The sequence below is a fragment of the Actinoplanes sp. NPDC004185 genome, assembly GCF_053603475.1.
Map to the genome: position 1 here is coordinate 1 of NZ_JBSGFR010000015.1, position 15,394 is coordinate 15,394.

The 15,394-nt window shown below is 72.7% G+C and carries 12 protein-coding genes; 6 read left to right on the plus strand and 6 right to left on the minus strand.

Going from position 1 to position 15,394, the window contains the following annotated elements:
* Positions 1-234 (plus strand): hypothetical protein (locus ACWEOZ_RS17150; protein ID WP_451911654.1); only part of this gene is annotated, 234 nt, incomplete at its 5' end.
* Complete coding sequence (locus ACWEOZ_RS17155) at positions 231-431, plus strand: DUF6186 family protein (protein ID WP_451911655.1); 201 nt, start codon at positions 231-233, stop codon at positions 429-431. The genes ACWEOZ_RS17150 and ACWEOZ_RS17155, both read left to right, overlap by 4 nt.
* Before the next feature lie 9 nt (positions 432-440).
* Here ACWEOZ_RS17155 and ACWEOZ_RS17160 read toward each other — a convergent pair whose 3' ends face one another.
* Complete coding sequence (locus tag ACWEOZ_RS17160; protein ID WP_451911656.1) at positions 441-1,559, minus strand: glycoside hydrolase family 53 protein; 1,119 nt, start codon at positions 1,557-1,559, stop codon at positions 441-443.
* Between the two features lie 177 nt (positions 1,560-1,736).
* Between ACWEOZ_RS17160 and ACWEOZ_RS17165 the strand changes: the two genes are divergently transcribed.
* Positions 1,737-2,438: a GH12 family glycosyl hydrolase domain-containing protein gene (locus ACWEOZ_RS17165; RefSeq protein ID WP_451911657.1), complete on the plus strand. Its 702-nt coding sequence runs from the start codon at positions 1,737-1,739 to the stop codon at positions 2,436-2,438.
* Positions 2,439-2,442: 4 nt separating this feature from the next.
* Here the strand turns inward: ACWEOZ_RS17165 and ACWEOZ_RS17170 are convergent, their stop codons facing one another.
* Positions 2,443-4,443: a beta-galactosidase gene (locus ACWEOZ_RS17170; protein WP_451911658.1), complete on the minus strand. Its 2,001-nt coding sequence runs from the start codon at positions 4,441-4,443 to the stop codon at positions 2,443-2,445.
* Between the two features lie 48 nt (positions 4,444-4,491).
* Between ACWEOZ_RS17170 and ACWEOZ_RS17175 the strand changes: the two genes are divergently transcribed.
* The gene (locus ACWEOZ_RS17175) at positions 4,492-6,657 is read left to right on the plus strand and encodes a glycosyl hydrolase family 95 catalytic domain-containing protein (RefSeq protein WP_451911659.1); all 2,166 of its coding nucleotides are present in this window, start codon (positions 4,492-4,494) and stop codon (positions 6,655-6,657) included.
* Here ACWEOZ_RS17175 and ACWEOZ_RS17180 read toward each other — a convergent pair.
* Genes ACWEOZ_RS17180 through ACWEOZ_RS17190 form a run of 3 tightly spaced genes read right to left on the minus strand, consistent with a single transcriptional unit; the run spans position 6,647 to position 10,265 of the window.
* Positions 6,647-7,570 (minus strand): carbohydrate ABC transporter permease, encoded by a 924-nt coding sequence (locus ACWEOZ_RS17180; RefSeq protein WP_451911660.1) that lies wholly within the window; start codon positions 7,568-7,570, stop codon positions 6,647-6,649. The two genes, ACWEOZ_RS17175 and ACWEOZ_RS17180, sit on opposite strands and share 11 nt — an antisense overlap.
* Positions 7,567-8,595, minus strand: a complete 1,029-nt coding sequence (locus tag ACWEOZ_RS17185) for an ABC transporter permease (protein ID WP_451911661.1) — start codon at positions 8,593-8,595, stop codon at positions 7,567-7,569. The genes ACWEOZ_RS17180 and ACWEOZ_RS17185 overlap by 4 nt, the downstream gene beginning before the upstream one ends.
* Complete coding sequence (locus ACWEOZ_RS17190; RefSeq protein ID WP_451911662.1) at positions 8,592-10,265, minus strand: extracellular solute-binding protein; 1,674 nt, start codon at positions 10,263-10,265, stop codon at positions 8,592-8,594. Before ACWEOZ_RS17190 ends, ACWEOZ_RS17185 begins: the two co-directional genes overlap by 4 nt.
* Positions 10,266-10,495: 230 nt before the next feature.
* Between ACWEOZ_RS17190 and ACWEOZ_RS17195 the strand changes: the two genes are divergently transcribed.
* Both ACWEOZ_RS17195 and ACWEOZ_RS17200 read left to right on the plus strand, forming a co-directional pair.
* Positions 10,496-11,671 (plus strand): ROK family transcriptional regulator, encoded by a 1,176-nt coding sequence (locus tag ACWEOZ_RS17195; RefSeq protein ID WP_451911663.1) that lies wholly within the window; start codon positions 10,496-10,498, stop codon positions 11,669-11,671.
* A 262-nt stretch (positions 11,672-11,933) separates the two neighbouring features.
* Entirely contained in the window at positions 11,934-14,789 is a 2,856-nt protein-coding gene (locus tag ACWEOZ_RS17200; RefSeq protein ID WP_451911664.1) for a glycoside hydrolase family 3 C-terminal domain-containing protein, read from the plus strand.
* On the opposite strand, the gene ACWEOZ_RS17205 is transcribed toward ACWEOZ_RS17200, so the two are convergent.
* Positions 14,773-15,393 carry an isochorismatase family protein gene (locus tag ACWEOZ_RS17205; protein WP_451911665.1) on the minus strand — a complete coding sequence of 207 codons (621 nt, stop codon included), beginning with the start codon at positions 15,391-15,393 and terminating at the stop codon, positions 14,773-14,775. The two genes, ACWEOZ_RS17200 and ACWEOZ_RS17205, sit on opposite strands and share 17 nt — an antisense overlap.
* Position 15,394 lies beyond the last annotated feature (1 nt).

Here is a 15,394-nt window from a genome sequence, read left to right on the forward strand (position 1 = left end):
GGAGTGCGGCGCCGGCCGCGGCCGGCGCCGCCGCTCGGGGTGCGCTCGGCGGCCGTGTGGCTGGGCCTGCTCGCGCTGGGGGTGGCCTTCGAGCTCGGCCTGTGGCTGGGGCCGGACGACCTCGCGCATCCCACGCTCAGCACGCTCGCCGATCCGGTGCTGGGCACGTATCCCGGCCGGGTGCTCGGCTACGGCCTGTGGGTCGGTTCCGGACTGTGGCTGGTGAACCGGTGACGCCACGCGCCGCCGTCATCGCCGGCTTCGCCGCCGTGCTGGCGGTGGCCGTCGCGGTCGACCTGGCCGCGCGGCGGCAGGATTCCGGCGTACGGCCGTTGTCCGCCGCGCTGACCGCGGTGATGCGGTCACGCAGCGGACGGGTCGTCGTGTTCGGGGCGTGGCTCTGGCTGGGATGGCACTTCCTGGCCCGGTAGCGCGACCGGTCAGCTGATCCACTTCACGGAGCCGTTGAAGACGTTGGTCCAGTTGAAGACGGCCATGTTGTCCCAGCCGTCGCCGGAGGTCGCGATGTTCGCCGGGTTCCAGCCGTTGCCGGGCACCGCCGTCCACGTCGGCTCCCAGTAGAAGACGCCGATCGCCCCGCCGGCCTTGGCCGCGTTCTGCACCGCCGTGAACGCCGCGGCCTGGCCCGTCCAGGTTGCTGGGTAGCCCGAGCAGGCGGTGGTGATGCTGTTGCCCGTGCTGTCGGCGTTGTTGGTCGTGAACGGGGCCGCGGTCTCGGCCAGGATCGCCGGCTTGCCGTACCGGGAGATCACGTCGGCGATGACGCCGGTCATGTTGGCCATCGTGCCGTGCCAGTTGCAGTAGTACGACAGGGCCGTGATGTCCCAGGTGACGCCCTTGGCCCGGATGCCGTCGTAGAACCAGCGGGCGTGCGCGTCGCTGTCCGAGTTGGCGGTGTGGATGATCACCTGGGTCGAGGAGTTGCAGGCCTTGGTCGCGTTGTAGCCCGACTTCAGCAGCAGGCTCAGGTTGGTGAAGTCGTTGTTGACCACCTTGCCGTCGTTCCACAGCATGCCGACGTTGATCTCGTTGCCGATCTGCACGCTGTCCGGGGTGGTGCCCTGCGCCTTGAGACTGGTGCACAGCCCGTACGTGTAGTCGTAGACGTCCTTGGTCAGCGTGCTGATGCCGTGGCTCGACCAGGCTCCCGGCTTGGTCTGCACCCCGGGGTCGGCCCAGGTGTCGGAGTAGTGGAAGTCGACCAGCAGTTTGAACCCCTTGGCCTTGACCGTCCGCGCGTACGCCAGCACCTTGGCGGCGTTGTTGTAGCCGCTGGCCGGGTTGTTCCACACCCGGAGCCGGATGTAGTTGACGCCCGCGCCCTTGAGGATGTCGAGCGGGTCGGCCTGCGCGCCGGCCGCCGTGTAGTACTTCGCGCCCAGGTCGACGGCGCGCTGCAGGGTGGAGACGTCGGCGCCGCGCATCGACAGCGTCGCGGCCTGGGCCTCGGCCGGTGCTCCGAGGGCCGCGGCAGTCAGGGTGACGGCGAGGAAGGCGCCGAGGACGCCGATCCGCTTCCGGACCTCACGGAGAACCATGCCAGACCGCCCGTCGATCGATGCCGTTCAATGCTGGGAGCGCTCACAGTAATCCGGTTACCGACATGTTGTAAACACATTGCCAGTTGCTTGGGAGCGCTCACAGTACCGTCGTCTCATTCAATCGACATGTATCGTTCTACTTAGTTGTGTTTCCATACTAAGGAAGGGTTGACCATGAGACGTACGCTGCGCCTGCTCATCGGCGTGCTCGTCGCCGGGCTGCTGACCGCGGCCGCCGCCCTGGTCGCGACGCCGGCCCAGGCGGCCGTGTGGTCGTCGACGGACCGGTGGGGCACCTGGTCGAGCAACGGCTATACGCTCTACAACAACGTCTGGGGATCCGGCTACGGCCCGCAGACGATCTGGGCCAACTCGGCGTCGAACTGGGGCGTATGGGCCGACCACCCCAACACCGGCGGCATCAAGGCGTACCCGAACGCCACCCGCTATCTCGGCAAACGGGTCAGCGCGCTGGGCACCACCACCAGCAGCTTCAACGTCACCGTGCCGACCAGCGGCGTCGCGTTCACCACGGCGTACGACATCTGGTCCTCGGACAACGCGCACGAGATCATGCTGTGGATGAACAAGTACGGCGCGGTCGGCCCGCTGGGCAGCCTGCAGACCACCACGTCGGTCGGCGGCCACACCTGGGCCGTCTACCGCGGCTCGAACGGGGCGAACCAGGTCTACTCGTTCGTGCGTACCAGTAACACCAGCGCCGGCACCGTGGACATCCGGGCGATCGCCCAATGGATCCGGGCCCGCGGCTGGTTCGGCGACGTGACGATCGGCAACGTGCAGCTGGGCTACGAGATCACCTCGGCCGCCGGCGGCAAGAACTTCGTCACCAACTCGTTCTCGGTCACCGGATAGCGGATCAGGTCCGGCGGATGACCGCGGCCCCACCGGCCGGCAGCCGGATCCCGTCGGTCACCGCCGTGCCGGTCAGCAGATCGACGCCGGTGGCGGGCACCTCGTGCTCGTCGCCGGTGTGATTCAGCAGGAACAGCCACGACCGGTCACCGGCCTGCCGGCGCACCGCCTCCACCCCGGACGGCAGACCGGACTGCTCGGGCCCCGCACCGGCCGACGCGGCCACCGTGGCCAGCAGGTGCCCGTGCGCCTCCGCATCGAGGCGGGTGGACACGTAGTACGCCATGCCGTCCCCGGCCGTGTGCCGCGTGACGGCGGGCCGGCCGTCGAGGACACCACCGGCGTACCGGAGGAGGGCGTGCGCCCCGGCCAGGTGCACAGTCTCGCTCCACAGATCCCCGGTCGCCGCCGGCCACAGGTCACCGGAAGTCGCCGGGGTGAGCGTGACGCGGTCGTCCGGCCCGAGCGGATGGAACTCCTCCACCCGGACGCCGAGCAGCTCCCGCAGCGCCCCCGGGTAACCGCCGGTCCGCACCCGCGCATGCTCGTCGGCGATCCCGGTCAGGTAAGTCACCACGAGGTGCCCGCCCGCCTCGGCCCAGGCCCGCAGCTGCCCAGCCTGGGCGTCGGTCATCAGGTAGTGCCCGGGCAGGACCAGCATCCGGTACGCCGACAGCCCCTCCAGCGCACCGATCACGTCGCAGACGATCCCCCGCCGCCACAGCACCCGGTGCGCCCGCTGCGCCTCCTCGGCGTGGTCCAGCCGGTCGGACGGCAGCCCCGCCCCCTGCAGCGCCCAGGCGGACGGTTCGTCGTACCCGATCGCCACCCGCGCCTCCACCGTCCCCTCGGCCGCCTCGCCGATGCGATCCAGCGCCTCACCCAGCGCGACCGCCTCGCGGTACACCCGGCTGTCCGGGCCCGCGTGCGGCACCAGCGCGGAATGGAACAGCTCGGCCCCGCCGCGCGGCGCCCGCCACTGGAAGAACAGCGCCCCCTTCGATCCCCGGGCCACGGCGGCCAGGCTCTGCCGGGCCATCCGTCCCGGTTCCTTGGTGTGCATCCGGCCGGCGGTGTAGATGAGGTTCGGGGCTGTCTCCATCAGCAACCAGTGCGGTCCGCCCGGGCTGCGCCGGGCCCAGCCGCGGGCGAGGTCGGCCGCGAACGCCGCCTGTTCCTCCGCGGCGATCCCGGGCTCCGACGGGTAATGGTCGATGGCGACCAGGTCCACCTCGCGGGCCCAGCGGGCGTGGTCGACCGGCACCCAGCCGCCGAGCACGAAATTCGTCGTCACCGGCACGCCGGGCGTCGCGGCGCGCAGCACGTCGCGCTGCTCGGTGTACGCGGCCAGCAGCTCGTCGGAGGTGAAGCGGCGAAAGTCCAGCACCTGGGCCGGGTTGGGCAGGTACTGGGTGCGCCGCGGTGGCCGGATCTGCGCCCAGTCGGTGTAGTGCTGGCCCCAGAACGCCGTGGTCCAGGCGGCGTTGAGCTGGTCCAGGCCTTCGTAGCGCCGCCGTAGCCAGGCCCGGAACGCCTCGGCGGTCAGCTCGCAGTGGCAGGTGGTGCCGTACTCGTTGTGCACGTGCCACATCGTCAGCCCGGGGTGGCCACGGTAGTGCTCGCCCAGCGCGGCGGCGAGGCGGCGGGCGGCCGTGCGGTACGCCGGTGCGCTCGCGCAGTACGTGTCGCGGCTGCCGTGGCTGAGCCGCACCCCGTCGGCATCGACCGGCAGCGCCTCGGGGTGGGCCAGGCTGAACCACGGCGGCGGGGACGCGGTGGGCGTGGCCAGCGCCACGCCGACGCCGTGGGCGGCCAGGCGGTCGAGCACCTCGTCGAGCCAGCCGAAATCGTAGCGGCCCGGGGCCGGTTCCATTCTCGACCACGCGAAGACGCCCACGGTCGCGGTGGTCACCCGGGCTCGCCGCATCAGCTCGGCGTCCTCCGCCTGCACCTCGGGCGGCCATTGCTCGGGGTTGTAGTCCCCGCCGTACAGCAACCCCGGCATGCCGCTCCCCGCTTGTTGTTTGTTGGGAATCCCGCCAAACTAGGGCCGGTGCGGGACGCTGTCAATTGGGAGCACGCCCTGGTGACCGGCAACGGGCGGCAGGGCGCGCTCTGCTGGGGCACCCCGGCCGAGATCCGGCTGACCGTCTCGCACGAACGGCTGTTCCTGCCGCTGCGGGCGCCCCTGCCGGCGCCCGACACCGCGACGATCCTGCCGCGCCTGCGGGATCTGCTCGACCAGGGGCAGTACGCGCGAGCCGCCCAGGAGGTGTGCGACCGCGCGGTCGAAGGCGAACCCGCGTACGCGGAGACGGTCTGGATCGATCCGCTGGTCGGCGCCGGGACGCTCACCGTGCGCCCCGGCCGCCCGGCCGCGGCCGTCGAGCGCAGCGTCGATCCGGCCACCGGCATGGTCGTCCTGCGCTTCCGCGACGAGCTCGGCGAGACGCGGGTGGAGGTCTTCGCCTCGCGCCCGGCGGACGCGATCGTGGTGCGGCTGTCGGCGACCGGCGGCTTCTCCGGCCGGCTGGCGCTGGGCCTGATCGACGGCATGCCACCGCGCCCGGTCCGGGCCCGCACCGGCTCCGGGGAGGACGGCATCCTGCTGACGGCCGAGTTCGACGCGAGGTGGCCCGGTGCGCTGACCGGCTACCGGGTGCGCTGCCGGGCCCTGGCGGGCGACGTCGACGGCCCGGTGGTGCGCTCGGACGCCACCCTGGTCATCCGGACGCTGCTGCCCGGCGAGCCCGACCCGGACGTGCCGGGTGACTTCGCCACGCTGCTCGACGCGCACCGCGCCGTGCACGGCGAGCTGATGGGCCGCGTACACCTGGATCTGGGCGGGGATCCGGCCGACCGGGCCGCCCCGGCCGCCGGGCTGCTGACCCGGCCGGTGGGCCCGGCCCTGGTGGAGCGGCTGTTCGAGGCCGGTCGGTACGCCGTGGTCAGCAGCACCGGCGAGCTGCCCCCGACGCTGCAGGGCGTGTGGAGCGGCAGCTGGACGCCACCGTGGTCCAGCGGGTACACGCTGGACGGCAATCTGCCCGCCGCGGTAGCCGCGCTGCTGCCGACCGCCACCCCCGAGCTGCTGCTCCCGGTCTTCGACCTGCTCGACGCCCACCGCGACGACCTGCGCCACAACGCCCGCCGGCTGTACGGCGCCCGCGGCCTGCTGACCCCGGTCCACCTGTCGACCCACGGCCGGCAGAACCATTTCGGCCCGGTGTGGTGCCAGACGTTCTGGACCGCCGGCGCGGCCTGGATGAGCCGGCTCTACGTCGACTACTGGCGGTACACCGGGGACCGGGAGTTCCTGCGGGACCGGGCGCTGCCGTTCCTGCGCGAGGCTGCGGACTTCTACCTCGACTTCGTGCCGCTGCGCGACGGCACGGCCCGGTTCAGCCCGTCGTACTCGCCGGAGAACGCGCCCGCCTCGACCGGCTCGCAGGCCTGCGTCAACGCCACCATGGACGTCGCGGTGGTCCGCGACCTGCTGGGCAACCTGCTGCGGTACGCCGCCGACGACCCGGCCGCACCGGCGTGGCGATCGCTGCTCGCGGCACTGCCCGGCTACCGCGTCGCTGACGGTCTGCTGGCCGAGTGGTGCCACAACGGGCTCGACGATCAGCCCGCGCACCGGCACGCGTCGCACCTGTGGCCGCTCTGGTACGAGCCGGATCCGCTGATCACCGAGGATCCCGTGCTGCGCGCGGCCGCGGTGGCCACCGTGCGGAGCCGGCTGGCCTGGTGGGCGGGCGCGGAGTCCGACGAGATGGGCTACGGGCTGGCCCAGCTGGGGCTGGCGGCGGCCGCGCTGGGAATGGCCGAGGAGGCGTACGGCACGGTCGTCACGATGGCGAGCCGCTACTGGCGGGAGAACCTCGTGCCCACCCACAACCGGGACGCCCTGTTCAACGTGGACCTCGCCGGCGGCCTGCCCGCGGTGATCGCCGCGATGCTCGTCCGCTCGGCGCACGGCCGGCTGGACCTGCTCCCCGCGCTGCCCGGGGCCTGGCCGCGAGGGCGGGTCACCGGGCTCGCCGCCCGCGACGCCGTCCGTGTCCTCGAGCTGAGCTGGGCGCCGGGCCGGGTGGCGGCGGTGCTCCGCGCCCGGCACGAGACCAGGATCGAGGTGGGCGCCCCGGCGGCCGGGGCGGCGTACCGGAAGGTGACGCTGCCGGCCGGCCGGCCGGTGCCGATCGTCCTCAGCCCTTGACCGCCCCGACGATGACCCCCCGGGTGAAGTGCCGCTGCACGAACGGGTAGACCAGGGCGATCGGGGCCACCGTCACGACCACCACGGCCATCTTGATCGCCAGGGTGGGCGGCAGGGTGACGCCCACCGCGCCCGAGGTCTGCGGGGCCTGGCCGGCCAGGATGTAGCTCTGCAGGATCCGCTGGATCGGGAACTTCTCGTTGTCGTCGATGTAGAGCAGCGCGTTGAACCAGATGTTCCAGTAGCCGACCGCGTAGAACAGGCCCACCACCGCGACCACCGCCCGCGACAGCGGCAGCACGATCCGGAGCAGGATGCGGAACTCCCCCGCCCCGTCGATCCGGGCGCTGTCGAGCAGCTCACCCGGGATGTTCTGGAAGAACGCCCGGACCACCACGAGATTGAACACGCTCACCGCGCCCGGCAGGATCAGCGACCACAGGCTGTCCTTGAGACCGAGCCCGGTCACCACGAGATAGCTCGGCACCAGCCCGGGATAGATCAGGAAGGTCAGCAGGAAGTAGAAGAGCAGGCCGCGGTGCAGCACCGAGCCGGGCCGGGACAGGCCGTAGGCGGCCAGCACGGTCAGGACCAGGCTGAACGCCGTGCCGACCACGGTGACCAGGGTGCTGATCAGCAGCGCCTTGCTGATCTGCCCACCGGAGAAGATGATCCGGTACGCCGAGAAGTCGAGCTCGCGCGGCACCACCACCAGGCCACCGGTGGCGTTGATGGTCTCCCGCGACGACAGGCTGGTCACCAGCACCACCCACAGCGGCACCAGCACGGCCAGCACGACGGCCGTCAGCACCACCCCCTTGGCGGTCTGGCCGGCGATCCCGGGGTCCTCCTCCCAGGCCGGCCGCTCGGGATGCCGGCGGCGCGACGCGCGCAGATTCGTGGTCGCGGTCATGATCGCGAGTACACCCCCCGTTCGCCGAGCATGTGGGCGACCTTGTTGGCCGCCAGGATCAGCACCAGCCCGACCATCGCCTTGAACAGACCGGCGGCGGCGCCGAAACCGTAGTCGCCGGTGGCGATCGACTGGTGGTAGACGAACGTGTCGAGCACCTCGGCGGCCTGCCGGCCGACCGCGTCGCGCTGCAGCAGGAACTGCTCGAAGCCGACCGACAGGGCGTCACCCAGCCGCAGGATCAGCAGCAGCACGATCACCGGGCGCAGGCTGGGCAGGGTGATGTGCCACAGCCGGCGCCAGCGGCCGGCGCCGTCCACGGCCGACGCCTCGTACAGGTTGGGGTCGACCGCGGCCAGCGCGGCCAGGAAGACGATCGTGCCCCAGCCCAGGTCCTTCCAGACCGACTCGGCGGTCACCAGCACGATGAAGGTGTCGGGGTTCGACATGATCTCGGGCGGGTTGACGCCCGCGTCGCGCAGCTCCTGCGACAGCACCCCGGCGCCGCCGAGCATCTGCACGAAGAAGGTCACCACCAGCACCCAGCTGAAGAAGTGCGGCAGGTAGACCACGGTCTGCACGAAGCCGCGCAGCCGCCGCGACAGGATGCCGTTGAGCAGGATCGCCAGGGCGATCGGCAGCGGGAAGAAGAAGACCAGCTGGAACGCGGTGATGGACAGCGTGTTCCACAGCGCGTCCCAGAACGCCGGGTCGGCGAACAGGTCCCGGAAGTTGTCCAGCCCGACGAACGGGCTCGAGGTCAGCGCCTGCAGCGCACCGTCACCCAGGTACGGGTTGTAGTCCTGGAACGCCACGATGTTGCCCAGCACGGGCAGGTAGTGGAAGAGCAGCAGGATTACGGCGCCCGGGGCGACCATGGCCAGCAGCGGCCAGTCGCGGCGCAGCCGGGCCCGCAGGGGTGAGCGTCGCGGCCGGGCCGCCGGACGATCGCGCGGTGGCCGGGGTGACCCGGCCGGCTCCGGTGGCAGGGCGGGAGCCGGCCGGCTGGCCTGATCGGCGCTCATTTACCGGCGTCGGCCAGCGCCGTGCCGAGCATCTGCCGGGCCTCGTCCCCGCCGGCCGCGCGCCACTCCTTGACCACCGTGTCGAGGTCGCTCAGCGGGCGCCGGCCCCGGACGATGTCGGTGATCTTGTCCTGGGTGGGCACGTTGGCCGCCTTGAACTTGGCCGGCATCTCGAACTTGAGCCCGTCCCACGGGTCCTTCTCCAGGTACTTGACCGTCTCGTTGGAGTAGGCCAGTACCTCGGGCACGAACCGCGGGGTCTGCGGGTACGGCGGCAGCACCGGGCTGCGGCCGCTGATGAAGAAGTACTGGTTCTGGATCTCCTTGAAGCCCAGCTCGGTCTTCACCGGCCCGGCCGCGTCGCGGGTGTGGTGCTTGCCGGCGACGCCGAACTCCCGCAGGTCGAACTCCTTGGTGCCGAACGGGGCGGAGCACCAGTTGATGATGCGCAGCAGCTCCTCGACCCGGGCCTTGCCGAGGCCCTTCTTGATGAACAGGTACGAGATCGGCTCGTCGTCGCCCCACGCCAGCGGGTCGCCGCCGGTGGCCGAGAAGAGCGGGACCGGCTGGATGTTGAAGCCCGGCGTGATCTTCTGCTGCTCGGCCTGCATCGGCTGCCACATGCCCGGGCCGTCCTGGTGGAACAGGATCTTGCCGCTCTGCAGCAGCTGCTTGGCGTCGGCGCCCTTGCTGGCCACGATGTCGGGGTGCACGTAGCCGGCCTTGTAGAGCCGGGCCATGACCTCGGCGGCCTGCCGGAACTCGGCCGTCTCGTACTTGAACTCGGGCGTGCCGTCGGCCTTGAGCCGCCAGCCCTCCTCGGTGCCCGGGGCTTTGTGGAACATCTGCACCATGGCGAAGATGTCGGAGTACGCCCAGACGCCCTTGCCGGGGTTGGTCACCTCCTTGCCGACGGCGAACAGGTCGTCGATGCTCTTCGGCGCGGTCACCCCGGCCTTGTCCAGCAGATCCTTGCGCTGGAAGAGGGCCCACGGGAACGGGCCGTCGGTCGGGTTCGGCACGGCCATCAGCCGCCCGTTCCAGCACGACTCGCGCCAGGCCCCGGCCGGGAAGGTGGCCAGCATGGGATACGCCTGCACCGCGCTGCCCTGCAGGTACGGCGTGAGGTCCTCGAAGAGCGCGCCGACCGCGTCGCTGAACCGGGCCAGCTTCTCGACCTCCCAGTTGGGCACGCAGAGCAGGTCGGGGACGTCACGGGCGCCCAGGATCGCGCCGAGCTTGTCGGCGTAGGCCAGGCCGTCCTGCGCGCTGAAGTCGACGGTGGCGCCGAGCTCGGCGTTGATCGCGGTCAGGTAGGAGTTGCTCCTGCCCGACGGCGGCGCCGGACCCCACACCGGCACCATCGCCCGGATCGCCGCTCCCCCGGTGCCGGGCTTCTCGGCGATGGCGTCGACCAGCTCGGCCGGGTACTTGGTGTAGCCGTCCGGGACCGGCCGGGTGCCCTTGATGTCGGGCTGGGGCATCCCGGGGAACGCCTTCTGCTCCGGGATCACGGCGGAGAGCTTGTCCAGGTTCTGCGTGGCGCCACCGCGGGTGGCTTTGTCGCCGCAGCCGGCCAGCGCGCCCCCGCTCGCGACGGCGACGGCGCCGAGGCCGAGCAGGCTCAGGAAGCCCCGGCGGTCGGCGGAGGGACCCGTGGGTGGTGTCACGACGTGCTCCTCGATAAACGGTCGACGGGAGCGACGGCCTCCCGCTAGAGTTTGTTTAGCTTGTAGCCAAACAAATTAGCCGACCGTCGATGGACCCACAAGAGCTGCCCGCGCCCGGTGCCGGGGCGGTGCGGCATGATGAACGGGCCGGCCGGGGAAGGCCGGCGGCGAGAGGCAGGACTGACGTGATCAGTACGCACGGCATGACGCGGCCGGCGGACTTGTCCGACGTGAGAACGACGAACCTGGCCGTCGTGCTGCGGTTCGTTCGGACCCATGCGCCCTGTTCGCGGGCGGACATCGCCGCGTCCACGGGCCTCAACAAGGCGACCGTCTCCAGCCTGGTCACCGACCTGCTGGAACGGCGCCTGCTGCGCGAGACGGGCCTGACCGAGAACAGGATCGGCCGGCCGGCGTCGATGCTGACCCTGCAGAGCCGTCCGTACGCGGCCATCGGCATCGAGGTGGCCGCCGACCACCTGGTGGCGATCGCCGTCGATCTCACCGGCGAGCGGTTGCTGACGTGGCGGCGGGCGTACCCGGGGCTGGACGGCACACCCGGGCGGGCCGAGGCCGCCGTCGCGGCGCTGGCCGGCCGGGTGGTGGCGAAGATGGCCGCCCAGGAGCGCCGGGTGCTGGGGCTGACCGTCGCCGCGCCCGGGATGGTCGCGCCGGGCGGCGGGGTCCGGTTCGCGGCGCATCTCGGCCGCGCGGAGCTGGACCTGGGCGCGGCCCTCGAACGCGGCCTGCGCCACCCCGAGTTCGAGGTGGTCGTCGACAGCGCGGCCAACCTGGCGGCGCTGGCGGAGTATCGGGGCGGTGCCGACGCCGACACCCCGAACCTGCTGGCCCTGATCGGCGGCGTCGAGATCGGCGCCGGCATCGTGGCCGACGGCCGCCCGCTGCGGGGCTCGCGCGGTTTCGCCGGGCAGGCCGGTCACCTGCAGGTCGACTGCACCGGCCCGGCGTGCCGGTGCGGGCGGCAAGGGTGCCTGGAGACCGTCGCGGGACTGCCGGCACTGGTCCGCCGCACGCTGCCGGACACCGCGCAGGACGGCCCGATCGTCGACTTCACCCCGGAGCTGGACCGGATCACGGCACTGGCCGCGAACGGCGACGCCCACGTCGTCAAGGCCCTCACCGAGATCGGCACGCTGCTCGGCCGCGGTGTGGCGATGCTGGCCGAGCTGCTGGACCCGCAGGTCGTGGTGCTCGGCGGCAGCTTCGCCTCGCTCGCGCCCTGGCTGCTGCCGGCGGTGGAGACCGAGCTGGCGTCGCGCGCGCCGGGAGAGATCGGCTGCCGGGTCACCGCGTCCACACTGCACCCGGACGGGGCGGCGCTGGGCGGCGCGATGCTCGCCCTGGACCGGCTCGAGGCAGGGAAGCTACCGGCCCCGGCAGCGTGAGCCCCCGCCGGGCATCGACGGATCTCGCCGTACCTCTTGACCGGCGTCGATGCCTGGTGCCAACCTCAGAAGGCTCCGCCGTAACACGGATGTAATCCCTGGCCCCGGCGGAGCCTTTTCCGCATCCTCATCGAAGCGCTTCGACGACCCGGCCGCAGCCACGGCCTGGCCGGCACCGCCTCGATCCCACGCCGAGGAGAACCGCCATGACCGACTGCACCGAGCGGCGCCCAGCCGCACCACACCGCGGCCAGGCTCAGCCATGACCGACCCGGTCCGCGGGACCTTCCGGGACCCCGGTGCAGCACTGTCCGACCGGGTCACCGACCTGCTCAGCCGGCTGACCCGGCCGGAGAAGGTGGCGCTGCTGCACCAGCACCAGGCCCCGGTCCCGCGACTCGGCGTCGGCCCGTTCCGCACCGGCACCGAGGCCCTGCACGGGGTCGCCTGGCTCGGCGAGGCCACCGTCTTCCCGCAGCCGGTCGGGCTGGGCAGCAGCTGGGATCCGGAGCTGGTGCGCCGGGTCGGCGCGGCGGTCGGCGACGAGGTGCGCGGACTGCACCACAAGGACCCGGCGGGCGTCGGCCTCAACGTCTGGGCCCCGGTGGTCAACCCGCTGCGCGACCCGCGCTGGGGCCGCAACGAGGAGGGGTACGCCGAGGACCCGTGGCTCACCGGCGTGCTGGGCGGCGCGTACGCCCGGGGACTGCGGGGCGACGACCCGCGTCACCTGCGGACGGCACCGACGCTCAAGCACTTCCTGGGTTACAACAACGAGACCGAGCGGCACCTCACGTCGAGCGACCTGCCACCGCGGGTGCTGCACGAGTACGAGCTGCCGGCCTTCCGCGAGCCCATCGCCACCGGCGCGGCGGTCGCCGTGATGGCGTCGTACAACCTGGTCAACGGGCGGCCGGCGCATCTGAGCCCGTTGCTGGCCGACGAGCTGCGCACCTGGACCACCGACGACGTGCTGGTCGTGGGTGACGCGTACGCCTGCAGCAACCTGGCCGGTGAGCAGGGCTATCTGAGCGACCACGCGGCCGCGTTCGCCGCCGCCCTGCGCGCCGGGGTCGATTGCTTCACCGAGGACGCCACGGCCACCCGGCAACGGCTGCACGAGGCACTGGAGCGGGGTCTGCTCACCGACTCCGACGTGGACGCGGCCGCCGGGCACATCCTGGCGGTCCGGTTCCGGCTGGGCGAGTTCGACCCGGAGGGGCCCGACCCGTACGCGGCCACGACCGCCGAAGTGGTCAACTGTGTCGAGCACCAGCAGCTGGCCCGGGAGGCCGCCCGGAGCAGTGTCGTGCTGCTCAAGAACAGCGACGCGGTGCTGCCGCTGGCCCCGGACCGGACCGTCGCGGTGCTCGGGCCGCTGGCCGGCACCGTGCTGGCGGACTGGTACAGCGGCACCCTGCCGTACGCGGTGACGGCCCACGCCGGCCTGGCCGAGCGCCTCGGCCGGCAGAACGTGCGCACCGCGGAAGGCGTCGACCAGGTCCGGCTGCGGACCCCGGCCGGGACGGTGCTCGCGGGCGACGGTCCGGACGGCGCCCCGCTGCGGGTCGGTGAGCCGGGCACCGGCTCGACGGCCGGGTTCGACCTGCTCGACTGGGGCGGCGGCACCATCACGCTGCGCGCCGCCGCCAACCGGCGGTACGTGCGCGCCGACGAGAGCGGCGTGCTGGTCAACGACCGGCCCGAGCCGGGCGAGTGGGTGGTGCGGGAGACCTTCGAACCGATCCGGCACCAGGACGCGGTGGTGCTGCGGCACCTGGCGAGCAACCGGTACGTCGCGACCGGCCCCGACGGCGTGCTGCGCGCGGACGCCGCCACCGAGGACACGGCGGCCGCCTTCACGCTGGAGCTGGCCGAGGACGGGGTGGCGGCCGCCGCCGCGCTGGCCCGGGACGCGGACGTGGCGCTGGTGCTGCTGGGCAACCATCCGATGGTGGCCGGGCGCGAGACCGAGGACCGTGCCGACCTCGCGCTGCCCCCGCGACAGGAGGCGTTGCTGCGGGCCGTACGGGCGGCCAACCCACGGACCGTGCTGGTGCTGACGAGCAGTTACCCGTACGCGGTGGGCTGGGCACAGGAGCACCTGCCGGCGCTGGTGTGGTCGGCGCACGGCGGCCAGGAGTTCGGGAACGCGCTGGCCGACGTACTGCTGGGCGGGACGCCGGACGGTGAGCCCGTGGAGCCGACCGGCCGGCTGCCGCAGACCTGGTACCGCGGCGCCGACGAACTGCCGGACCTGCTCGACTACGACATCATCGGCAGCGACGCGACGTACCTCTACTTCCGGGGCCGGCCGCTGTACCCGTTCGGGCACGGGCTGGGCTACACCCGCTTCGAGCACCACGACCTGCGACTGAGCACCGAGCAGGCGGCGCCGGGCGAACAGGTGGAGATCAGCGTCGACGTCGTCAACGTGGGCGACCGGCCCGGCACCGAGGTCGTGCAGTTCTACACCCGGCAACGCCGGTCCCGGGACAAGCAGCCGCTGCGGCAGCTGCGAGGCTTCCGGCGGGTCCGGCTGGCGCCCGGTGAGCGCACCACCGTGACGATGCCGCTGCGGGTGGACGACCTGGCGTTCTACGACGTGGTCGGGGAACGGCCGGTCGTCGAGGCGGCCCGGCACTCGATCCTCGCCGGCCGGTCCTGCACCGACATCACGGCGACCGCGACGCTGACCGTGCACGGCGAGGTCCTGCCCCACCGGCGGGCCGGCGGCGACCCGCTGCGGGCGGCGAACCGCGACGGCGAGTTCGGCACGGCGTTGACCGACGAGGGCCCGCACCGCGGCGACGCGGTGGTGGCCCTGCGCGACGGCGCCTGGCTGGCCTTCGACCGCGTCGACTTCGGCACGGGCGGGCACCGGATCACCGCGGCGACGGCGGCGGCCGGCCCGGGCGCCCGGATCGAGGTGCGGCTCGACGAACCGCTGTCCGGCCCGGTCGCCGCCGTCCTGGACGTGCCCGCCACGGCCGGCCGGCACGACTGGATCGAGGTGGCCGCGCCGCTGGCCGGGGCGACCGGGCGACGCGACCTCTACCTCGTCTTCCCGAGCGCCGGGGCCCGGCTGAGCGGGGTGCGGTTCAGCCCGGTGGGGTGAACGGCCCGGCCGCCAGGTGGGCGCGGACCGCCGCGACGGTGGTGACGTCGGCGTACTTGGCGGCCAGGTCGTGGAGGTTGGCGTCGTGCACCTCCGGGCTGCGGTCACCGCAGGCGTCGGCGGCCACGATCGGACGGAAGCCGTGCTGCATCGCGTCGGTGGCGCTGGCCCGGACACAGCCGGAGGTCGAGACCCCGGCGATCACCGTGGTGTCGACCCCGGCGGCGGTGAGGGTCGCCGCCAGCGAGGTGCCGAAGAAGGCGGACGCGTACTGCTTGGCCACGACGACCTCGCCGGGGCGGGGCTCGAGGCCGGGAACGACATCGCCGAGGTCTCCCGCGCCCTCGGCCAGCACCGCCAGCCCGGGCACTTTGCGGACGAACAGGCCACCGTCGGCCAGCCCGGCGGTGTACCGCACGCGGGTGTGCACCACCAGCAGCCCGGCGTCGCGGGCCGCGGCCAGCAGCGCCGCGCACCCGTCGACCGCGGCCCGGGAGCCCAGGTCGAACGGGCTCCCGGCGGTGAAGTAGGCCCGCATCATGTCGATCACGAGCAGGGCGGGGCGCCGGCCCCAGCCCAGCTCGCCACCGAACGCGGCGCTCACG

What these genes read in the sequence shown, in the direction of transcription:
- ACWEOZ_RS17160 (WP_451911656.1), bottom strand. Translation starts at nt 1,559, where the DNA reads ATGGTTCTCCGTGAGGTCCGGAAGCGGATCGGCGTCCTCGGCGCCTTC.
- ACWEOZ_RS17165 (WP_451911657.1), top strand. Translation starts at nt 1,737, where the DNA reads ATGAGACGTACGCTGCGCCTGCTCATCGGCGTGCTCGTCGCCGGGCTG.
- ACWEOZ_RS17170 (WP_451911658.1), bottom strand. Translation starts at nt 4,443, where the DNA reads ATGCCGGGGTTGCTGTACGGCGGGGACTACAACCCCGAGCAATGGCCG.
- ACWEOZ_RS17180 (WP_451911660.1), bottom strand. Translation starts at nt 7,570, where the DNA reads ATGACCGCGACCACGAATCTGCGCGCGTCGCGCCGCCGGCATCCCGAG.
- ACWEOZ_RS17185 (WP_451911661.1), bottom strand. Translation starts at nt 8,595, where the DNA reads ATGAGCGCCGATCAGGCCAGCCGGCCGGCTCCCGCCCTGCCACCGGAG.
- ACWEOZ_RS17200 (WP_451911664.1), top strand. Translation starts at nt 11,934, where the DNA reads ATGACCGACCCGGTCCGCGGGACCTTCCGGGACCCCGGTGCAGCACTG.